Source organism: Marinobacter flavimaris (assembly GCF_002933295.1).
GTDB classification, from domain to species: Bacteria; Pseudomonadota; Gammaproteobacteria; order Pseudomonadales; family Oleiphilaceae; genus Marinobacter; species Marinobacter flavimaris.
In genome coordinates, this window is record NZ_PSSW01000005.1 from 150,034 (window position 1) to 170,998 (window position 20,965).

21 protein-coding genes are annotated in these 20,965 nt (G+C 58.8%); 14 read left to right on the plus strand and 7 right to left on the minus strand.

Annotation, left to right across the window (positions count from 1 at the left end; genetic code table 11):
• Positions 1 to 67: 67 nt before the first annotated feature.
• The 3 genes from MDHKLMBL_RS11015 to MDHKLMBL_RS11025 all read right to left on the minus strand — a co-directional run bounded on the left by MDHKLMBL_RS11015 (position 68) and on the right by MDHKLMBL_RS11025 (position 3,951).
• Positions 68 to 1,669: a GMC family oxidoreductase gene (locus MDHKLMBL_RS11015; protein ID WP_008173492.1), complete on the minus strand. Its 1,602-nt coding sequence runs from the start codon at positions 1,667 to 1,669 to the stop codon at positions 68 to 70.
• A gap of 28 nt (positions 1,670 to 1,697) precedes the next feature.
• Positions 1,698 to 2,336, minus strand: coding sequence for a hypothetical protein (locus MDHKLMBL_RS11020; protein WP_008173490.1), 639 nt, complete (start codon positions 2,334 to 2,336; stop codon positions 1,698 to 1,700).
• 169 nt (positions 2,337 to 2,505) lie between these two features.
• Complete coding sequence (locus MDHKLMBL_RS11025) at positions 2,506 to 3,951, minus strand: coniferyl aldehyde dehydrogenase (RefSeq protein WP_053113180.1); 1,446 nt, start codon at positions 3,949 to 3,951, stop codon at positions 2,506 to 2,508.
• Between the two features lie 192 nt (positions 3,952 to 4,143).
• On the opposite strand from MDHKLMBL_RS11025, the gene MDHKLMBL_RS11030 reads away from it, so the two are divergent.
• From MDHKLMBL_RS11030 to gntR, 6 genes are all read left to right on the plus strand, one after another.
• Positions 4,144 to 4,824, plus strand: a complete 681-nt coding sequence (locus MDHKLMBL_RS11030; RefSeq protein ID WP_053113179.1) for a TetR/AcrR family transcriptional regulator — start codon at positions 4,144 to 4,146, stop codon at positions 4,822 to 4,824.
• Positions 4,825 to 5,114: 290 nt separating this feature from the next.
• Positions 5,115 to 6,125, plus strand: a complete 1,011-nt coding sequence (locus tag MDHKLMBL_RS11035) for a TRAP transporter substrate-binding protein (RefSeq protein ID WP_053113178.1) — start codon at positions 5,115 to 5,117, stop codon at positions 6,123 to 6,125.
• A 61-nt stretch (positions 6,126 to 6,186) separates the two neighbouring features.
• Complete coding sequence (locus MDHKLMBL_RS11040; protein WP_199185505.1) at positions 6,187 to 6,789, plus strand: TRAP transporter small permease subunit; 603 nt, start codon at positions 6,187 to 6,189, stop codon at positions 6,787 to 6,789.
• Entirely contained in the window at positions 6,782 to 8,098 is a 1,317-nt protein-coding gene (locus MDHKLMBL_RS11045) for a TRAP transporter large permease (protein ID WP_053113177.1), read from the plus strand. Before MDHKLMBL_RS11040 ends, MDHKLMBL_RS11045 begins: the two co-directional genes overlap by 8 nt.
• Position 8,099: 1 nt before the next feature.
• Positions 8,100 to 8,618: a gluconokinase gene (locus MDHKLMBL_RS11050; protein ID WP_053113176.1), complete on the plus strand. Its 519-nt coding sequence runs from the start codon at positions 8,100 to 8,102 to the stop codon at positions 8,616 to 8,618.
• Positions 8,619 to 9,617 (plus strand): gluconate operon transcriptional repressor GntR, encoded by a 999-nt coding sequence (gene gntR, locus MDHKLMBL_RS11055; RefSeq protein ID WP_053113175.1) that lies wholly within the window; start codon positions 8,619 to 8,621, stop codon positions 9,615 to 9,617.
• Between the two features lie 7 nt (positions 9,618 to 9,624).
• Here gntR and yihA read toward each other — a convergent pair whose 3' ends face one another.
• On the minus strand, positions 9,625 to 10,248 hold the full coding sequence (gene yihA / locus MDHKLMBL_RS11060; RefSeq protein WP_053113174.1) for a ribosome biogenesis GTP-binding protein YihA/YsxC: 624 nt from the start codon (positions 10,246 to 10,248) through the stop codon (positions 9,625 to 9,627).
• Between the two features lie 176 nt (positions 10,249 to 10,424).
• Here yihA and MDHKLMBL_RS11065 point away from each other — a divergent pair, with 176 nt between their 5' ends.
• The 3 genes from MDHKLMBL_RS11065 to MDHKLMBL_RS11075 all read left to right on the plus strand — a co-directional run bounded on the left by MDHKLMBL_RS11065 (position 10,425) and on the right by MDHKLMBL_RS11075 (position 12,732).
• A complete protein-coding gene (locus MDHKLMBL_RS11065) occupies positions 10,425 to 11,033 on the plus strand; it encodes a c-type cytochrome (RefSeq protein WP_053113173.1) in 609 nt (202 codons plus the stop codon).
• Positions 11,034 to 11,176: 143 nt separating this feature from the next.
• Positions 11,177 to 11,812: a thiol:disulfide interchange protein DsbA/DsbL gene (locus MDHKLMBL_RS11070; RefSeq protein ID WP_008173469.1), complete on the plus strand. Its 636-nt coding sequence runs from the start codon at positions 11,177 to 11,179 to the stop codon at positions 11,810 to 11,812.
• A 59-nt stretch (positions 11,813 to 11,871) separates the two neighbouring features.
• Positions 11,872 to 12,732, plus strand: a complete 861-nt coding sequence (locus tag MDHKLMBL_RS11075; RefSeq protein WP_053113172.1) for an endonuclease/exonuclease/phosphatase family protein — start codon at positions 11,872 to 11,874, stop codon at positions 12,730 to 12,732.
• Positions 12,733 to 12,796: 64 nt separating this feature from the next.
• Here the strand turns inward: MDHKLMBL_RS11075 and rpmG are convergent, their stop codons facing one another.
• The 3 genes from rpmG to radC form a co-directional block, all read right to left on the minus strand.
• Positions 12,797 to 12,952, minus strand: coding sequence for a 50S ribosomal protein L33 (gene rpmG, locus MDHKLMBL_RS11080; protein WP_008173465.1), 156 nt, complete (start codon positions 12,950 to 12,952; stop codon positions 12,797 to 12,799).
• A gap of 11 nt (positions 12,953 to 12,963) precedes the next feature.
• Positions 12,964 to 13,200, minus strand: a complete 237-nt coding sequence (rpmB, locus tag MDHKLMBL_RS11085; RefSeq protein WP_008173462.1) for a 50S ribosomal protein L28 — start codon at positions 13,198 to 13,200, stop codon at positions 12,964 to 12,966.
• A gap of 228 nt (positions 13,201 to 13,428) precedes the next feature.
• Entirely contained in the window at positions 13,429 to 14,103 is a 675-nt protein-coding gene (radC, locus tag MDHKLMBL_RS11090; RefSeq protein WP_008173460.1) for a RadC family protein, read from the minus strand.
• 186 nt (positions 14,104 to 14,289) lie between these two features.
• Between radC and coaBC the strand changes: the two genes are divergently transcribed.
• The 5 genes from coaBC (at position 14,290) to MDHKLMBL_RS11115 (ending at position 20,959) form a co-directional block, all read left to right on the plus strand.
• Positions 14,290 to 15,489, plus strand: coding sequence for a bifunctional phosphopantothenoylcysteine decarboxylase/phosphopantothenate--cysteine ligase CoaBC (coaBC, locus tag MDHKLMBL_RS11095; protein ID WP_053113171.1), 1,200 nt, complete (start codon positions 14,290 to 14,292; stop codon positions 15,487 to 15,489).
• Between the two features lie 41 nt (positions 15,490 to 15,530).
• The gene (dut, locus tag MDHKLMBL_RS11100; RefSeq protein WP_008173456.1) at positions 15,531 to 15,992 is read left to right on the plus strand and encodes a dUTP diphosphatase; all 462 of its coding nucleotides are present in this window, start codon (positions 15,531 to 15,533) and stop codon (positions 15,990 to 15,992) included.
• 95 nt (positions 15,993 to 16,087) lie between these two features.
• Positions 16,088 to 18,730 (plus strand): phosphomannomutase/phosphoglucomutase, encoded by a 2,643-nt coding sequence (locus tag MDHKLMBL_RS21285; protein ID WP_104270803.1) that lies wholly within the window; start codon positions 16,088 to 16,090, stop codon positions 18,728 to 18,730.
• Positions 18,731 to 18,787: 57 nt separating this feature from the next.
• Entirely contained in the window at positions 18,788 to 19,684 is an 897-nt protein-coding gene (gene argB / locus MDHKLMBL_RS11110) for an acetylglutamate kinase (RefSeq protein ID WP_008173452.1), read from the plus strand.
• 24 nt (positions 19,685 to 19,708) lie between these two features.
• Positions 19,709 to 20,959 (plus strand): aq_1923 C-terminal domain, encoded by a 1,251-nt coding sequence (locus MDHKLMBL_RS11115; protein ID WP_053113169.1) that lies wholly within the window; start codon positions 19,709 to 19,711, stop codon positions 20,957 to 20,959.
• The last annotated feature ends 6 nt before the right edge of the window (positions 20,960 to 20,965 follow it).

The window sequence follows — 20,965 nt, forward strand, 5'->3', positions numbered from 1 at the left end:
CAGCCAGCCCTTTCATCCCCGTGCGAGCCTCCCCGAAGGAAACTGGGGCTGTTATCTGCGCGCAATGCTAGCTGGCTGCTCGCGAGAGTCTTTGAGCCAACCTTGTACTGTTCCGTGCCGCCAGGGCGTAAACCGACAGCTGCGGATTTGCCCCGATGCTGGTGGGGAAGATCGAGGCATCGTGGATGCTGAGGTTGCTGACCTGGTGGTGTTCACCAAAGCCGTTGACGACCGAGTTTTGCGGATTGCTTCCCATGGCGCAGCCGCCCATCTGGTGGGCGGTGAACAGGCGGACGCGGTGGGGTGCCATGGGGAGCTGGTCGATGGCGGCTTTGGCGTCGGTCCAGTTGGTGTACCAGTCGGAATCCAGGTGCATCAGGCGGACTTTTTCGGCACCGGCGGCGAACTGGATTTCGGCCATGGTGTGGAAGGCTTCGCGGATGCCCTTCCAGAGGTAGTCGCTGACGGGGTAGTCCAGTACCGGACTGCCGTCGTCGCGGAGGGAGACTGTGCCGCCGGGGCTTTCGGGGTGGAAGCCGTCCCGGAGCAGGGCGATGACGGACTGCATGTGGGGCAGGCCGGCCATGTTGTTGATCTGGGTTTCGCCGTGGCCGGGTATGACGCCGCTGGACATGCCCGGGTGCAGCGGTGGCACCTCGAGTTTGTAACCAACCGGGCCGTCGACGCCGTTTCGGAAGTTGAATTCGTCCGAGTAGATGGACTGGGGCGCGCCATAGAACGGATCGACGCGCTGAGGCATCTGGGCGACGGTGGCGTTGACCGGATGGATGAACGAACGCTTGCCGATCCGCTGGTGCGGGTCCGGGATGTCGGAGCGGAGCAGCAGGCCGGGGCTGCCGATGGCGCTGGCGGCGACCACGAAGTGTCGGGCTTTGAGCGTGACCTTGATCCCGGTCGGGGTGACGCCATCATCCGCAAAGGCAGAGGCTTCCAGGTGGTCGATCTTGTCCTCGTTCATTACCAGGCGGTCGGCGCGCAGGCTGTGGAACAGCCGGGCGTTGTTATCGAGCGCCCCCGGAATGGTGGTCATCAGGGCGCCCTGTTTGGCGTTGGTCGGGCAGCCGACGCCGCAATAGCCCAGGTTCCAGCAGCCTTTCACATTGCGGGGAATGATCTGCCAGCTGTAACCCAGTTTTTCGCAGCCCTGGCGCAAGATGTCGTTGTTGACGTTCGGGTCGACCTGCCACGGGGCCATGGAGTGGCGTTCTTCCCGGCCATCGAACCAGGGCGCCATGGCGTCCGGCCGAAGTTCGTCCAGGCCAAACTGCTCGGCCCAGTAATTGAGCGTGGGCGCCGGTGTCCGGAAACTGGAAGTCCAGTTTACCGTGGTGGAACCGCCCACGCAGCGGCCTTGCAAAATGGCGATTGCCCCGTCCCGGGTTACCCGGCTCATGCCTTCCTGGTAAAGGTTGGCATAGGAGGTCTGCTCGTCCATCTTGAAGTCTTTCTGATAGTAAAGCCGGCCCTCCTCCACGAGTATCACGGACAACCCGCTGCGGGCCAGAATCTCGGCGGTGGTGCCGCCACCGGCGCCGGTTCCGATAACAACAACGTCCGCTTCTGCGGTCAGGTTTTGCGTCAGGAGGGCGCTATCGGTGACGTTCCAGCCTGATTCCAGGCCCTGGGCAATACGATCGGTCAATGACATGTTTGTGCTCCGTCAGATCAGCTGGCAATCAGGCGTTTTGGAATTGTGGCAATGCGTCGACCGCGTATTGCGGTGGTCCGGGATAGCCGGACAGGTGCCAGAAATCCCGATAGCCATAAAACGCCACGTTGCTGATCTTGGTCAGCGCAATGTAGCCGTTGTTGAACAGCCCGATACGGCTGGTGCGCCAGCGCTCCAGAAACGCGTCGGCTTCCGCCGTTGTCACATTCGGCCAGCTGGACCAGACCCGGGCAACGGTCACCCGGGTGAGCCCGAAGTTCAGCAGGTCAAACAGTTGCCGCAGTTCCTTCTGGTTAGCTGGTCCGAACTTGTGGATGCCGGCATCAATCCGCTCGATCGTCCCGGCAATTGCCAGGTTTCTGGCCTGTGGCTGCTCTGGCAAACCCGGCCCAATCATGGCGGGCAACAAGGCCTCGAACAGCGCAATGTCATCCTCGTTTAAAAACCGGAACTGGTAGCTGGCGTCCATCCGGGTGCCAACGGCACTCAGCCGGCCCGCCGGCTGAGTGGCGCATCCGCTAAGCCCGGCGGTGACGCTGACGGTGCCCAGAAACACGGCACCGCCAAGTCCGGTTTTTAGAAAGCTTCGGCGGTTGAGATCGGCAAATTGAGGGTGTCCTGACGGATCAGGGATCTGTTTCTGCATGGGTGTGTTCTCGTTATTGTTTTTGGATAGCGGGGAAAATGCTGAATCGTCGCGGGCTGGTAGCCCCTTCCAAAACTGTGCAAAACAGGGATGTTTTGCTCAAGCCTACACGGACGTATTCACGGCGTGTTTTGGAAGGGGCTACCAGCCCGCGACAGACTCCGAGTTCTCAGCGGATAAAGAACTTGTAAACCAATTTGTGCGCAGTTGTCCCATGGGGCGCATAGACAAACTTGCCGCTGTTGAATTTCTGCTTGGTGAAAATGGCCCGGTGATGGGAGAAGGTCAGGAACCCCTCACGGCCGTGATAGTGCCCCATGCCGGAATCACCGATGCCACCGAAAGGCAGATCATCCTGGGCTACGTGCATCAGGGAATCGTTGATGCACATGCCTCCAGAGTGGGTGTTATCCACCACATGCTGCTGCTGGGTCTTGTCGTACCCGAAGAAATACAGCGCCAGAGGCCGCGGACGATCATTGATGTAGTGAATGGCTTCATCCAGGCTGCCGTAACTGACGATCGGCAGAATCGGACCGAAGATCTCATCCTGCATCACCTTCATATCCGGAGTGGTGTTCAGCACCAGCGTCAGGGGCAGTTTTCGGGTGCCGTCCTTCAGATTCTCCCGGGCAGGGTTGATCTCCACCAATTCGGCGCCTTTCTCCCGGGCGTCCTCAAGGTAGCCTTGCAGTCGATCGTACTGCCGCTCATTGATGATGGCAGTGAAGTCGTCATTGTCCCGCAGGCTGGGATACATCTCGGAAAAACGGGCACGGAACTCGTCGACAAACGACTGCACCCGGTCAGCGGGGCAAAGGACGTAATCGGGCGCCACGCAGGTCTGGCCGGCATTGAAAGCCTTGCCAAAGGCGATTCTCTGGGCCGCGTCTTCCATGGGCACATCCGGGGAGACCACGGCCGGGGATTTGCCTCCCAGCTCCAGGGTGACCGGTGTCAGATTTTCCGCTGCGGCCTTCATGACCAGCTTGCCCACCGACGTAGAACCTGTGAACAGCAGATGATCAAACGGACGTGACGAGAAGTCTGCAGCCACGTCGGCCTCGCCATTAATAACCGAGACCAGGTCCTCCGGGAAGCTGGCTTCAATCAGCTCCTTGAACAGGGCCGAGGTGTGTGGCGTGTACTCCGACATCTTGATCATGGTGCGGTTGCCCGCTGCCAGAGATGCGACCAGTGGGCCCACCGCCAGGTACAGAGGGTAGTTCCAGGGCACGATCACGCCAACCACACCCTTGGGCTGGTAGTGGACCTTGTTGCTGGCGGGCTGGAATAGCACGGAGACGTGGCGCCTGGACGGCTTCATCCAGCCGCTGAGGCTCTTCAGGGTGTAGTTGATGCCCTGGATCGACGGCATGACCTCGGCAATCAGGGATTCGTCCTTCGAGCGGCAGCTGAAATCCCGGTCGATGGCATCCAGAAGCCTGTCCTGGTTGTTGAGCAGAACCCGCTTGAGGCGTTTCAGGTTCTCCTGCCGCTCGGCAAGGGAGGGCATCGGATTGTTGCGGAACGCCTTTTTCTGATCCTCAAACACGCGGTGGGTGTGCTGGATCTGTTTCTTGCTCTCGGTGAGCTGGACGACAGTGGCTCCCATGATGCTTTCTCCTCATTGGTGCCGATCAGAGTCCGTCGGCGACCTGTTATTCCAGATATTGAAAGGCTGGCGAAAAAATACTCAATTTGCGTCTGGGGGTATTATTAGAGTATATACTCTAGTGAGTCAAGCGGAGGCGGATGGCGAATCGGGCCATCTGTGAGCGACACAACAACAAACGCCGACGGGTCTATGAAGACAAGAGACAAAATTCTGCTCTCCAGCCTGGAGCTTTTTAACGAACGTGGCGAGCGCAACGTCACGACCAACCATATTGCGGCGCACCTGGCCATCTCGCCGGGCAACCTGTATTACCACTTCCGCAACAAGTCGGACATCATTTACGAGATCTTTCTGGAATACGAAAAACTGGTGGATTTCTACCTGGATATTCCGGAAGACCGGGCGATGACCCTGGACGACATGACCTTCTACCTGGAGTCGGTCTTCGACGGTCTCTGGAGTTATCGGTTCTTCCACCGGGATCTGGAATACCTTCTCGATAGTGATCAGAGGCTGCGTCAGGACTATCGGGATTTCACCAACCGCTGTCTGGCGTCCATCAGTCGTATCTTCGAGAAGCTGGCGGAAGCAGGCATTATTGAACCCCAGGAAGAGGATCTCCGATCGGCCATGTCGCTGAACGTGTGGCTGGTTATAACCAACTGGATGGCTTTCCTGAAGACAGCACATGCGGCCGAGGCATCCGCCTGCCTGACGCTAACGGAGCTGAAGCAGGGCATTTACCAGGTGCTCACTCTGGAAATTCCCTATCTCACCCCGGCGTATCGCGAGCGTGTTATGGCGCTGAGAGAAAAGTACCGGCCGTCGCTTCATGAACTGGGCGACACCGGCACCGGGGTTTATAAGTGAAACCCGAAAATGTGGTCAAAAAACGATCTATTCCGGAACTTTTGTCGAACACTACAGTCATATGGAGTGACGTTGGGAATTCGGACATTCCTTGCGTCTCCTGAGTGCGATCTCAGGTTTTAGCACGTCGCAAACCCTGACGTTTCACCGGTCTGCTTTCTGGCAGACCGGTTTTTTAATCCTCGCTGTTTCCTGCTCGAAAACACCCTTGTAAGTGGTTTCCGAATTCGATAGGCTTCTGATGTTACCGGTAACATATGCCGGCACAAAAACAATCAGGAGACGCTATTATGTTCCCGACCCGACTCGCGACTGGCCTACTGTCAGCTGCACTTGCCTTTAACGCCTTCGCGGCGGACTATACCTTCAAGTTCCAGTCCTCCGACCCCGCTGGCGTCAAGAACTTCGAGATTCAGCAGCAATGGGCTGACCGTGTCGAAGAAATGACCGGTGGCCGCGTTGCCATTGATCTTCTGCCTGTGGGCAGCGTGGTAAGCCATACCGAAACTCTCGGTGCCATGAATATGGGCGTCCTGGATGGCCATGTATCGGTGACCGGTTATTTTTCCGGCAAAGATCCCGCGTTCGGGCTCATTGGCAATACCGTGGGCGCCTGGTCCAGCCCGGACCAGCTCATCGATTACATCAATTATGGCGGGGGCTATGAGCTGATGAACGAGCTCTACGCGCCCTATGGCGTGAAGTTTGTTGGCGGTGGTGGCACTGGCCTGGAGTCGTTTGTTTCGAAGAAACCGCTGGATGGTGTTGAAGACTTGAAAGGCCTCAAGATGCGTGCACCCGAAGGTTTGGTGCAGTCGGTATTTGCCGCCGCCGGGGCGGCGCCAGTGAACCTGCCGGGTTCCGAGGTCTACACCGCACTGAGCAAGGGTGTTATCGATGCTGCCGACTATACGGTGTTTTCCACCAACCACGAAGCCGGCCTGCACGAGATTGCCCCGCATCCGGTGTACCCTGGCTTCCACTCCCTGCCGCTGATCGAAATTGCCATGAACCTGGAAGATTGGGAAGAGCTTCCCAAGGACATTCAGACGATCATGACCGTCTCGGCCCGGGACTTCGCCCAGGATATCAGCACCCAGCTGGCCATGGCGGACAAGAAGGCCGTCAGGGAAGCACGCGCCAATCCGGATATCACCGTTCATGACTGGTCGGCGGAAGAGCGCCGGAAGTTTCGGACCATTGCCCGGGACCAGTGGAAGAAATACGCTGAGCAATCCCCCAATGCCGAGAAAGTCTATCAGTCGGTAACCGGCTATCTGGAATCCCAGGGCCTGCTCTAAAGGCAATGCCCCGTAACCAGTAACCGGGCAGGCAGGGCCTGCCCGGTGCGCGGAGTTCATTATGTCTGCTGCAAACCTTTCCTCCGGCCCGGAGCGCACTCCGGGCCAGGGTGATCTGCTGCCCGAATCCGACGAGGATATCGGCTTTACCCGCCTTGACCGCGCCATTGTCTGGCTGGGGAAAAAGCTGAGCCTGGTATTCGCGTTGATCGTCCTGGTGTCTTTCTACGAGATTGTCCGCCGATATGTGTTCGGTTCGCCGACGCTCTGGGTGCATGAAACGGTGACCTTCGCCGGTGCCACCCTGTTCGTGCTGGGTGGGCTCTATGCCCTGGCCACCGATCGCCACGTGCGTATTGTGCTGATCTACGACGCAGTGTCCCCGGCCGTCCAGCGTTGGCTGCGGGTGGTTCACCATCTGTTCGGGCTGGCGTTCTGTTCGATGCTGCTCTATGCCAGCTGGTTCATGGCCAAGGGGGCTGTCTGGGCGCCCTGGGGCGGCTGGCGGCTGGAGACCTCCGGGTCGGCCTGGAATCCACCGTTTCCTGCCCTTCTGAAGGTGATCATTCTGGTGGCGATTGCTGTTATGACCCTCCAGTTTGTCCTGCACCTGATTCGTGATCTGCGTGGTCCGGCATCGACCGGGGAGAAAGACAATGTTTGAGCTGGCTTCCCTCGGAATTGGCTACGGCAGCCTGCTGATGCTGGTGATGCTGATCGTACTGTTGCTGACCGGCATGCAGCTGGCCTTTGCCACCGGCCTGGTGGCCCTGGTCTTTGCCCTGGGCTGGTTTGGCCCTGACGCGCTGCCGATTGTCAGCAGTCGTCTTTACAGCTTTATCGGTAACTACGTTTTCCTGGCGGTGCCGATGTTCGTGTTGATGGCGTCGCTACTGGATCATTCCGGCATTGCCCGGGACCTGTTCGATGCCATGGCCCGTTTTGGCCGCAAGCTGCGCGGTGGTGTCGCCCTCCAGACCCTGGTGGTGGCGGTGATCCTTGCTTCCATGTCGGGGGTGATCGGTGGCGAAACCGTGTTGCTCGGCATCCTGGCACTGCCGCAGATGTTGCGTCTGGGTTACGATCGCAAGCTGGCGATTGGCACCACCTGTGCCGGTGGTGCGCTGGGCACCATGTTGCCGCCGAGCATTGTCCTGATCATTTATGGCCTGACCGCAAACGTCTCCATTGGTGACCTTTTCAAGGGCGCGTTCCTGCCCGCGCTGATCCTGGCGCTGCTCTACATGGGCTACGTGCTGGTCAGGGTCTGGCTGAAGCCGGAGATGGCCCCCATCCCCTCCGACCAGGACCAGCCGGATACCCCGGCGCCGAACTTCTTCAAGGCCCTGCTGTTCCCGATTCTGTCGGTGGTGGTCGTGTTGGGCAGCATCTATGGCGGCGTGGCGTCGGTTACCGAGGCATCGGCCCTGGGTGTGCTGGGCATTGCCATCAGTACCTGGATCCGGGGCGAACTGTCTCTGGCCATGGTGCGCAAAGCCACCATCAGTACCCTGCGGGTGTGTGGCATGATCATCTGGATTGGCATCGGCGCCACCGCTCTTGTGGGCGTCTATAACCTGATGGGCGGTATCGAGTTTGTCCGCGAGATGGTGTTTGCGGTCAGTGGCGGCGATGGGCTGACCACCATCCTGTTCATGATGTTTATTCTGCTGATTCTGGGCATGTTCCTGGACTGGGTCGGGGTGGCTCTTTTGACCATGCCGATTTTCGTGCCCATTGTCACGGAGCTGGGCTACAGCCCGATCTGGTTCGGTGTGGTGTTCTGCATGAATATGCAGGTATCCTTCCTGTCACCGCCCTTTGGCCCGGCCGCGTTCTATCTGAAAACGGTAACCCCCAAGGACATCACCCTCGGCGAGATTTTCCGGTCGCTACTGCCGTTTATTGCCTTGCAGATTGTTGCGCTGGCCCTGTTGATCGCATTCCCGCAACTGGCTTTGTGGTGGCAGTGATATGAGCGTTTCGAAAATCATCGTCATGGGTGTGTCCGGGTGTGGCAAAAGCCTGATTGGTACCCGGCTGGCGGAACGTCTTCAGGTGCCGTTTTTCGACGCCGACGACTTTCACAGCCCGGCCAACGTGGCCAAAATGGCCAGCGGTGTGCCGCTGACCGATGCCGATCGCAGCGGTTGGCTGGATGATCTGGCAGGGCTGGTCAAGGGTGAGCAAGGCGGTCTGGTGCTGGCATGTTCTGCCCTCAAGCGGGCTTACCGTGACCGGCTGAGGGCGGGTAATCCGTCACTGCAGTTTGTCTATCTCAAGGGCGACATGGAAACCATCTGGTCCCGGCATTCCAGTCGGGAAGATCACTACTTCAATGGTCGTTCCATGCTCGAAAGTCAGTTTCGTACGCTGGAGGAGCCGGAACCAGGGGAAGGGGCCATTGTCGTCGACGTCTGCGAGCCGCCCGACCGCATTGTTGAGCGCTGCCTGGCAGTGCTGAGTACACCCGACCGGAGGCGGAAAAACTGAATGGTTAAAAAGAAGCGCCCAACACTGCAGGATATTGCCGATAGGGTCGGTGCTACGAAAATGACCGTGAGCCGTTGCCTGCGGGGCGGCAATAATGTGTCTGAACACATGCGTGAGCGGATTTTCGCCGAGGCCGAGGCGCTGGGTTACATTCCGAACAGAGCGCCGGATCTCCTGTCCAAATCCACTAGCCACGCAATCGGCGTGCTACTGCCATCGCTGACCAACCAGGTCTTCGCCGATGTCATCAAGGGGGTCGAATCAGTCACCGAACCTGCGGGCTATCATCTGATGCTGGCCCACTACGGTTACAGCCGCGAGGTGGAAGAGCGCAGTCTGGCCTCGCTACTGTCCTACAACGTCGATGGCGTGATCCTGTCGGAAAGCCAGCACACCGACCGCACCTTGCGAATGCTGGGGACTGCGGGCGTGCCCACGGTGGAAATCATGGACACCCACACGACGCCCTTCGAGCAGGCGGTGGGTTTTGACAATGTGCGTGCGGCCTATGACATGGTGCGGGAGATGATTCGCCGTGGTCGCCGCCATGTTGTGTACCTAGCGGTTCGGCTGGATGCTCGCACGTTGCAACGACAGGAGGGTTACACCCGCGCCATGGAGGAGCAGGGGCTGATTCCCGTTACCCTGCGCAGTGAACAGCGCTCATCATTCAGTGTCGGCGCCACATTGCTGCAACGCATACTCATCGAAGCGCCGGACACTGACGCGATCTTCTGCACCAACGACGACGTGGCTATAGGCGCTTTTTTCGAGTGCCAGCGGCAGGGTATCGAAGTGCCGGGTCAGATGGCGATAGCAGGCTTTCACGGCCACAATGTTGGCCAGGTCATGGTGCCGACGCTGGCCAGTGTCATTACGCCACGTGAGCAGGTGGGCCAAAGGGCGGCTGAGGCCCTGATCGCTCGCCTGTCCGGCGCGGACATGGGCGAACAGGTGATTGACCTCGGTTACCGGATAGAATGCGGTGGCACCCTTTAATTCCTTGTTACTCCGCTTCCAGCCACTCGATCAAGGCCTCCCGGCATTCGTCCACGCCCCGTTTTGACGTTGCAGAGAACATGATCAGATGTTCGACGCAGGAATACGATTTCAGGTTCTTGGCAATGCCCAGCATGGCGGTCTTGGCCTGGCCGTATTTCAATTTGTCGGCTTTGGTGGCCAGAATCATCAGCGGCAGGTTGTTATGTTCGCACCATTCCACCATCATTTGGTCGAAATCGGTCAGTGGGTGGCGAATGTCCATCACCAGAACCAGGCCGCGTAAACAGCGCCGGTCATTCAGATAGTGGCCCAGGTGCTTTTGCCAATCGTCTTTCATGTCCCGGGATACTTTGGCATAGCCGTATCCGGGCAGGTCGACCATTCGGCAGTTCTCGCGGTTCAGAGAGAAGAAGTTGATCAGTCGGGTGCGCCCCGGAGTTTTACTGGTTCGCGCCAGCTTGCCGTTGGCGGTGATCGCGTTCAGTGCGCTGGACTTTCCGGCATTGGATCGGCCGGCGAAGGCAACTTCCGCTCCGAAATCGGGCGGACACTCGTCCAGACGGGAGGCGCTGATGAGGAATCGGGCGCTGTTAAATGAGAGGCTTTTTTGAGTCAGATCAGGGTCCACAGCGGTTGGCTTTCCTTTGGATTTCAGTTATCAGGGATTAATGTATAATGCTACACCAATTCCGGGCGGCGCGCTGTGCGCGACCGCTGTCAGCCCCGGTTTTGAGCCTGACTGGTCAGTGCCTGCCGGCTGCGTAGCGAAGAATACCCTTAAAAGATGAGAGAAGCGGAGCGAGCATGAAAAAACTGATCGCAGGAGTAGTTCTCGGTGTTGGCCTCACAGCGATGGCGCACGGGGCGGGAGATCCTCAAGCAGGCGAACAGAACGCAGCGGTATGTGCTGGTTGTCACGGTCAAGGCGGTGCCAAGCCGGTGATGGGCGTATACCCGAAGTTGTCTGGCCTTGGTGAGAAGTACCTGTATCGCCAGTTGGTGTTGATCAAGGATAAAGAGCGGAATATCGCGGAAATGACCGGTATTCTGGATAACATGGACGATCAGGATTTGCAGGATCTGGCGGCTTATTTCAACTCCAAAGACATGGTTGTTGGCCAGGCCGATCCGGATCTGGTTGATCAGGGTGCTGCCCTGTACCGTGGCGGCAACATGGCAACGGGTGTCCCAGCTTGCGCCGGCTGCCATAGCCCTCAAGGTGTTGGCAACGAGCCGGCCGGCTACCCGGCGCTCGGTGGCCAGAACGCAGAGTACCTGGTCAAGCAGTTGCAAGCCTATCGCGATGGTGAGCGGGACAGCGGCGTGAACGCATCGATCATGATGGACGTGGCCTCTAAGCTGACCGATGCCGAGATCGAAGCGGTCTCCAGCTACATTTCCGGCCTGAACTAAGCCGCCGGTCTGCAGCTAGAAACCCCGCCTGGTGCGGGGTTTTTTGCTGCCTTTCTTTTCTGTAACTGCCGACCTGTGGAACTTTTCAGGTACGCTGGGTCATAATCCTCCCAAAACGATATTCAGATAACCGGAGATTTTTCATGTTTCGATCCTTCAGAACGGCTTTCCTGCTCCTGTTGGCGCTGTCTGTTTCTGGCCTGGCCAGTGCTGCAGAGTGGAAAGAAGGGACCCATTACAACCGGTTGGATAACCCGGTAAGAACCGAAAGCGATTCCGGTGTCGAGGTAGCGGAAGTCTTCTGGTATGGCTGCCCCCATTGTTACAACTTCAAACCTCTGATTGAGGAGTGGGCGGCCAGTGCTCCTGATTACGTCAATTACGTGAAGATCCCTGCGGCACTGGGCAGAAACTGGGAACCCCACGCCTACGCTTTTTATGCGCTTGAGGCCATGGGGGAGCTGGACAAGGTGCACGATGCCCTGTTCGAGGCGCTTGCCGGTGAGCGTCGACCGCTGAATACCCCTGAAGCCCTGGCCGACTTTGTTGCGGATTACGGTGTAGATCCGGATGAGTTTGTCAGCACTTACAAAAGCTTTGGCGTGAATGCCCGTATGCAGAAAGCTCAATCGAAAATCCGTGGCGCGCGGATTACCGGAACGCCGACTATGCTGGTTAATGGCAAGTACACTGTCAGTGCATCCATGGCCGGCAGCCATGAGGCCGTTCTCGACGTGGTGGACTACCTTGTCGCCAAAGAGCGTGGCGAGGTGGAATAACCCCCGTTACGGATTCCGGCCCCATTGCAAAGACCAGCCGGCCGGTTGAGGCCGCCACTATGTACAAGCATATCCGAAAGCAGTTGAATGGCATCCTGAGGCCGGCCGGCGGGCCCAGGGGTGCCTGTTCCGGGACCGAGCATGTGCCGGAGTTCGAACCGAAACGGCACATCCGCCTGCTCACCTTCAATATTCAGGTGGGAATCAACACCTCGTCCTACCGTCATTACCTCACACGAAGCTGGCAGCACATACTGCCTCACCGTAACCGTATCGAAAATCTGGATCGGATTGCCTCCCTGCTGCGCGGGTACGACGTGGTGGCTTTGCAGGAGTGCGATGGGGGCAGTCTGCGCAGCGGCTATATCAACCAGGTGCAATATCTGGCCGAAGCGGCCGGCATTCCCTACTGGTACCAGCAATTGAACCGGAATCTCGGTCAGATCGCCCAGCACAGCAATGGCCTGCTGAGCCGGTATCGGCCCCTTGACGTTACCGAACACAAGTTGCCGGGCCTGATTCCGGGCCGGGGCGCCATCATCGCCCGATACGGAACCGAGCATGATCCACTGGTGCTGGTGCTGATGCACCTTTCCCTTAGCAAGACGGCTCAGCAACGCCAGCTGGGTTACATCCGGGAGCTGATTGCCGACTACCGGCATGTGGTTCTGATGGGAGATATGAACGCCCATGCCGAACAGCTACTGACTCAGACGCCCCTCAGGGAAACCGATCTGGTGCCGCTACCGGATACCGCCCATAGCTTCCCCAGCTGGCGGCCGGAGAAAGCTTTGGATCATATCCTGGTAAGTCCTTCACTCGAGATCCGCCGGTCCGAGGTGGTGAGTTATCCGATGTCGGATCACCTGCCCATCGCCATGGATGTGGCGTTGCCGGAGGGCTACCTGGAGAAGTTCTGAATAGCATCAAGTCAAAAAAAAGCCCGGCGCATTGGCCGGGCTTTTTTGGATGCCGGATCAGGAATTACTTGATCTTGGCTTCCTTGTACGCAACGTGCTTGCGGACAACCGGATCGTACTTTTTGATCTCGATTTTTTCCGGAGTGTTACGCTTGTTCTTCTTGGTCGTGTAGAAGTGACCAGTACCTGCTGATGAAACCAGCTTGATTTTCTCGCGCATGATGCGGCTCCTTAAAATTTCTCGCCGCGGGCACGAAGATCGGCCAGCACAGCGTCAATGCCTTTTTTGTCGATGATGCGCATGCCCTTGGTGGATACGCGCAGCTTCACGAAACGCTTCTCGGACTCAACCCAGAAACGATGGTTCTGCAGATTCGGCAGAAAACGACGACGAGTGTGGTTCATCGCGTGGGAAACGTTGTTACCGGATACCGGACGCTTACCGGTAACCTGACAAACTCTGGACATACTTGCCTCCGACCTGAGCAATGGTCTCAATAATACGAATTCGTTTTTAATGCGTCTCTGGTTGCTAAGGAGCTATTACGCCCCCATTCGCGCCTCTAAACTGAACGCTGCTCGCCAGACGCCGCCAGAAAGGGACGCTTTTATACCAGAACTCACCCCCCAACGCAAAAAATTGTTGGGAATTTGGCCAGTTTTCCGGCATTGACGTGCACGGTTAACCATCGGGCTTTACAGCAGACCCCGTTCAGCGAGAGATACTACCTCACCATGGCCAACAACCATATGGTCAAGAACCCTGATATCCACCAGTCCGAGGGCCTCTTTCAAGCGGCGGGTGAGGGAAATGTCGGCCTGGCTCGGTTCGGCGACGCCCGACGGGTGGTTGTGAGCGAAAATCACCGCTGCTGCATTGTCCTCCAGAGCCTGTCGCACCACTTCCCGCGGATAGACGGCCGCGCCATCGATGGTGCCCCGGAACAACTCACGGTATTGAATAACGCGATGGCGATTGTCCAGAAACAGGCCTGCGAAAACCTCGTGCGGGTAGGTGCCGAGCCGACTGGTAAGAAAGCGGCGGGTATCTTCGGGAGAGCGCAGGGGATCACCCTGGCGCAATGGTTCATCCATGACCCGGCGCGCCATTTCCATGGCCGCCTGAACCTGGGCGTATTTGGCGGTTCCCAGACCTTTGACATCGCAGAACTGGCGACGGGAAGCCGTCAGCAACCCCCGAAGCCCGGAAAACTCCTCAATCAGGTGGCGAGCCAATGCCATGACCGGCATGCCGGTGGTGCCGGTGCGTAAAAACAGGGCGAGCAGTTCGGCGTCGGAGAGGGTTTGCGGTCCGTGGGCGAGCAGGCGTTCCCGTGGACGTTCGTCCGTGGGCCAGGCGGGGTCTGACATCGTGGCTTCCTTGCATTGGTTGTCTCCTGCCCTGGTGCTTCCTGCACCGCGACGGGCATCTCAGGGTTACAAAGGTTACTTTAAAAACTAACAATCGGTAAACGTATGCCGGGTCTGGCAGGCTGTCGCTGCGGCCTGAGCATGCTATCTTATAAGCCTTTCATTTTATGCGGAAACGGAGCCCCTATGGCCGCCAGACGAATCCTCCTGGGAGTAACCGGTGGTATCGCTGCCTATAAAAGTGCCGAGCTGGTTCGCCAGTTAAAGAAAGCGGGCCATGAGGTGAGGGTTGTTATGACCCGCGGGGCGGAAGCGTTCGTGGCACCACTGACCTTTCAGGCCCTCAGTGGCGAGCCCGTGAGGACGTCCTTGCTGGACCCTGAGGCGGAAGCTGGTATGGGGCATATTGAACTGGCCAAGTGGGCTGATCAGTTGGTCGTTGCGCCGGCGTCGGCCGATTTTATCGCCCGCCTTGCCCAGGGGATGGCCGACGATCTGTTAACCACCGTTTGTTGTGCAACCGAGGCGCCCATTGCCGTGGTGCCTGCGATGAATCAGGCAATGTGGAGCAATGGCCGTACCCAGAGAAATATCCGGCTGCTTGAAGAGGATCCCCAGATCGAATTATGGGGGCCGGCTCAGGGAGCGCAGGCCTGTGGTGATACCGGGCCAGGGAGAATGTTGGAGCCGGAGGACATTGTTGCGCTTGTCGATCACGGTCGCACAGGCGTGCTCGCTGGCAAGACGGTCGTGATTACTGCAGGCCCGACCCGAGAGCCTATCGACCCGGTGCGCTATATAAGCAATCACAGCTCCGGGAAAATGGGTTATGCCCTGGCCAGCGAGGCGCAGAAGGCAGGTGCCCGGGTGATTCTGGTCAGTGGTCCGGTAGCGCTTTCCGCGCCTAACGGTGTCGAGGTTCGTCCGGTGTTAACGGCCGAGGACATGTTGCAGGAAGCCTCAAACGCCGTGGATGAGGGCTGTGACCTGTTTATTGCGACAGCTGCGGTCGCCGATTACCGTCCGGAAACCTGTGCCGGAGACAAGATCAAGAAGTCCAGTGACGCCATGGCGCTCTCGCTGGTGCGCAATCCCGACACCCTGGCTACCATAGCCGGCCGCGACGATGCGCCTTTTAGCGTAGGTTTCGCGGCCGAAACCACCGATGTGGCGAGCTACGCCACCGACAAAATGCAACGCAAGAAACTGAACATGATCGTGGCCAACGATGTGTCTACGCCCGGGCTGGGCTTTAACAGCGACAACAATGCGGTGAGCGTATTCTGGCCGGGTGGCCAGACGTCGATCGGTCCCGACAGCAAAACGAACATTGCCCGACAGCTTGTGGCGATGATAGGTGAACATCTTGGTCAGGCCGCCCGCTGACTCAGCGAAGCGCACCTGCACTACAATCGACAGGACCCCTCATGAGCAGGAAAAATCTTCAGGTACGTATTCTGGATGATCGCATTGGCAGCCAGATTCCCTTTCCCGAGTATGCCACCGAAGGCTCCGCAGGCCTTGATCTTCGGGCCTGTCTGGACGAGCCGCTGACCCTCGAGCCGGGCGATACCCAACTGATCAGGACAGGGTTGTCGATCCACATTGCCGATCCATCGCTGGCGGCCATGATCCTGCCCCGAAGCGGGCTCGGCCACAAGCACGGTATAGTGCTTGGCAACCTGGTGGGCTTGATTGATTCGGATTACCAGGGCGAGTTAATGGTGTCCTGCTGGAACCGGGGGCGCACCAGCTTTACCGTGGATGTGGGGGAGCGTCTGGCACAGTTGGTGCTGGTACCCGTTGTGCAGGCTGATTTTGAGGTGGTTTCGGAATTCGACGCCAGCGCCCGCGGTGAAGGCGGCTTTGGCTCCACCGGCACAAGGTGACCGGGAAGCCGGCCACGCAGAACATTGTGCCGGCGTCTATACTTTGCGGATAACTGCTTGTCCAGGACGATAAAATTACAACTGCAGGATGGACTATGAAGCTGGGTAAAAAGAAAGATGCCGACGCGTCCGTTGATGAAAAGCCGGCGAAGAAGGCGGTGAAGAAGGAAAAAACCAGTTCTTCGGGACCCAAACTGAAGAGACTCAATTCCGTGGCGGTGAGCCAGTCGCTGGTCGTGGTCCTTGCGGGGGTGATTGCCGTTGCCTTGCTTCATTTTCTGGTGGTTCAGCCGTCTGCAAAGGAACGCTTCGAGTCATTGAAAGTTCTGGAAGCGGATGCCGCCGCCCTTCGACTGAACCAGTATTTTGACCAGGTCCAGAAAAGCGTCAATGGTCTGGCGACGCAGCCCCATGTCGTTCAGGCCCTGAGCAGCCGGAACGAGATTCCGGCGACCGAGGTGCAGCTGGCGGATTCACTGCCCGGCATCGAGGCGGTGCATCTGTTTCCCTACCGTGACATTCCACGCACCTCCAGCAGTGAGGGCCTGCTGGGCTTCTCCGGGCTTGAGCTGGCCCGGCGCGCTGAAACCGGCCAGCGACTGTTTCCCGACGCGTTTCCACGGGATAACCGGTGGTTTGTCCAGATGGCAACCCCGGTTCGCAATCCGACCAGCAATGCGGTCATCGGCAGCCTGCTGATTATCTTCGACTCCGGCCAGATCCAGCCGTTGCTGCAAGTGGTCAACTCCAGCCTCGGTGGTCAGCTCGCGCTGGTGCAGACCGTGTCCGGTTCATCCCGCACCGTGGTCAGTAACGGCAGCGGCTCCGGAAACGCGGAATCCCGCCGGCTTTCCAATCCGGACTGGACCGTAGCCTACACCCCTGCCAAATCGCCCGCAGCGCCGGTTGATACGATGATGATCGCGCTTCTGGTCGGCGTGCCCGCGTTGATCGCTGCCATCATCGTCTGGGTACTGCTGGGCGGGGCCCAGAAGGGCTTGCGTCAGGATGTGACGGCCCTGATCCAGTGGGCGCACAAGGTGTTCGGCGGAGAGCGGGTAAAGCTGCCGACCTTCCGTTGGGATATGGTCGCCTCAACCGGTGAGGTGCTCTACCGTTTGTCACAGGTGGTTGATAAACGGGTCGCCAAGGCTGTAGAAACCGCCAAACCCAGGCTGGCTGGTTCCGGAAAGGCTGGCGGTGGTGCCGCCAAGGGCGGCGATGAGCCTTTGTTCCAGGACAAGGACATGCCCGATATCGACATGCTTGATGGCGATGAGGACGTTCTGGGCTTCGGCAGCGGCGATGATACCGTCTTTGGTTCCGGCGACACTCCGGACGTGGAAGAGGTGGCCCTGCCTCAGGTGGAGCTTTCCCAGGATATTTTCCGGGCCTATGACATTCGGGGCATTGTCGGCGAAACCCTGACCGCCGAGGGCGTTGAAGTCATCGGTCGGGCCATCGGTTCGGAGGCCCGGGAGCGCGGTGTCGACAGCCTTTGCATTGGTTATGACGGCCGCCATTCCAGCCCGGATCTGGCTGATGCTCTGGCACGCGGTGTCATGGCAGCCGGGTGCAACGTGATTCACGTGGGGGCCGTGCCGACACCGGTCCTCTATTTTGCCACCCACGAACTCCAGACTGGCTCTGGCGTGATGGTGACCGGCAGTCACAACCCGGCCAACTATAACGGCCTGAAAATCATGTTGGGTGGCGAAACCCTTTCAGGTGAGGCCATCCAGAAACTGTATCAGCGCATCCAGACCGGAGATTTTGCCAGCGGTAGGGGCAGCCAGAGCACCGAGGATGTGCGCCGTGCTTACCTGGACCGGATTGTTGGCGATATTGCGGTAGCGGCACCGCTCAAGGTGGTCGTCGATGCCGGCAATGGCATTGCCGGTGAGTTGGCACCCATGCTGATCGAGGAGTTGGGCTGCGAAGTGATTCCGCTCTACTGCGAGGTGGACGGTGACTTCCCGAATCACCATCCCGACCCAGGTAAGCCGGCGAATCTGGCGGATCTGATTGCCCGGGTTGAATCGGAAGGGGCCGACATCGGTTTGGCCTTCGACGGCGATGGTGACCGTCTCGGTGTAGTAACCAATTCTGGCAAGATTATCTGGCCGGACCGGCTGATGATGCTGTTTGCCCGGGATGTGGTTTCACGGAATCCGGGGGCCGATGTCCTTTACGATGTGAAATGCAGCCGCAGGCTGGCCGGGGTGATTTCAGAAGCCGGGGGCCGACCGATCATGTGGAAAACCGGTCATTCCCTGATGAAGGCAAAAATGAAAGAGACTGGCGCCTTGCTGGCCGGGGAAATGAGTGGTCATATTTTCTTTGGCGAGCGTTGGTACGGGTTTGATGACGGTCTGTATTCTGCGGCCCGCCTGCTGGAAATTCTGGGCATTGAGGATCGTCACAGCGATGAAGTTTTCGAGGATTTCCCTGATGACATCAGTACGCCAGAGCTGAATGTCGAAGTGACGGAAAGTTCCAAGTTCGACATTATCAAACGCCTCGGCGAGTCCGGGGATTTCGGTGACGGCAATATCAGCACCATCGACGGCATCCGGGTGGACTACGCCGACGGCTGGGGGCTGTGCCGGGCATCAAACACCACGCCGGTGCTGGTCTTACGCTTTGAAGCGGAGACCGACGAGGCACTGGAGCGTATCAAGTCTGTGTTCCGTGACCAGCTGCAGAAGGCAGCGCCGGATCTGGTGGCGGATTTCTGATTCGCAGTCACCGAGTTTCACAGGCAAGTTTCAATACAGGATCAACAAGGCAAAAACATGGCGCTGGATCGTGAAACGGCAATGCAGGTGGCTTCGGTACTTAGTCGGGGCCTGCCTTATATTCAGAGATTTACCGGCAAGACCGTGGTCATCAAGTACGGCGGTAACGCCATGGAAAACGAAGACCTGAAGAGCAGTTTTGCCCGCGATGTGGTGCTGATGAAACTTGTAGGCATCAACCCGATCGTTGTCCATGGCGGTGGCCCGCAGATCGGCGAGCTGCTGGAGCGTTTGAACATCCAGTCCCGATTCGTCAACGGCATGCGGGTAACCGATTCCGAAACCATGGACGTGGTGGAGATGGTGCTTGGTGGCCAGGTGAACAAGGAAATTGTCTCCCTGATCAACTCTCACGGCGGCATGGCGGTGGGGCTCACCGGCAAAGACGCCAATCTGATACGAGCCCGCAAGCTGGAGGTGGTCGACCGCTCTCCCGAACTGGAACGCCCGGAGATTATCGACATCGGCCATGTGGGCGAGGTCGCCAGTGTCAACGTGGATGTGATTGAGATGCTTACCCGCAGCAACCTGATTCCCGTGATTGCACCGATTGGCGTGGGACCGGATGGCGCCTCCTACAACATCAATGCGGATCTGGTGGCGGGTAAGGTGGCCGAGGCCATGAAGGCCGAGAAGCTGATGCTGCTGACCAACGTCTCCGGTCTCAAGAGCAAGGAAGACAAGGTGCTTACCGGGCTCACGGCCAAGCAGGTCAATGATCTCATCGAGGACGGCACCATTCATGGTGGCATGCTCCCCAAGATCCGTTGTGCACTGAGTGCCGTCGAAAATGGCGTGCGCACGTCCCATATTATCGACGGCAGGGTCGCTCATGCGTGTCTGTTGGAGATCTTCACTGATGAGGGTGTCGGCACCCTGATTTCCCGTAACTGACGGCACCCGACAAGGAGTCTCCGGATGAAGCGCCTGCTTGCGACGCTGGTAATACTGGTTCTGGTCGGCTTTGCCGCATTCAAGGCGGGGGTCTGGTGGCTGGCGGATCAGCGCATGGCCGAGGCGAGACAGGCGCTGGAGCCCCACGGTGTTCTGCACAGGGGCAGCATCAGTTCCGGCGTCGAGGGCCGGTTGGTTCTCAACGACGCCAGCTGGCAGGATTTCGAGCTCACCCAGCCTCTGGACATGGCGAGGGTGGAGCTTGATACCGGCTCACCTGTCAGCTTGCTCTCTGTCCTGTTCGACCCGGCTGGCATGCCGGAACAATGGACCTTGCGACTCGACGGCCTTGGCCTGACCCTCGACCCGACAATGCTTCGTAACTGGGTTACTGCAGAAGGCGCCAACAGCGAGGGCGATCCGGCCTTGTTTGCGCTTTCCTGCGCGCCAGATCCGCGCCAACAGCTGGGTAGTGGTGACCTGATCCGCATGGGCATCACAGCACTCGCCGGGGATGGCTTTGTGCGACAGACTCCGGGCAATCTCCATGCTGAGTTGAATACCGTCAGCACCGGCAGTCTGGAGCTGGACTGGCGTGATGCCCGAATCCGGATCCAGGATGCCGAGCTGACCGTTTCCGGTGGCGCCGAGCCGATGACGCTGACCTTGCGTGATGGTGGCCTGATGCGTCGCATCGCCGCCTATTGCGCCCGCGAAGCCGGTATCGAAACCGGAGAATGGGCCGGGCGCGCAGTGCAGGCGCTGTCTGCCGGGCTTGAGGCCCGGGGCCTGGCCGCCAGTGACCAGCTGAAAGCGTTGTACCGGCAGTGGCTGCTGGAGGGCGGTGAGCTCACGGTAGATGTGCAGCCGGCCCAGCCTCTGCTCGGAGTGCCTGTAAGAACGGCTGAAAACGAGGGTGCGGGCATGAGCTGGCCAGTTCGTTACAACGGTGCAGGCGTGCCGGACGTCTATCTGGCCGAGGCCGAGCCGGTTGTTCAGGAAACACCAGAGGTGGCCGTCGAGCCGGTGGTGCCACGGGAGGATCCTGAGACCGAAACCTGGTATCCGGCGAGTCTTGAAACCGCCGAACAATGGGTTGACCGGCAGGTCCGGGTAACGCTTTCCAACGAGAACGTGGTGGAAGGGCGTCTGGTGAGCGTCAGCGAACGCGAGCTGGAAGTGGCCCGGGTTATCGCTGGCGGTGAAGTCGCCTACCCGATGTTGATCCGGGCGATTACCAACTTTGAAGTCTGGCGGCGTGGCCGTGCACAATGATTCCAA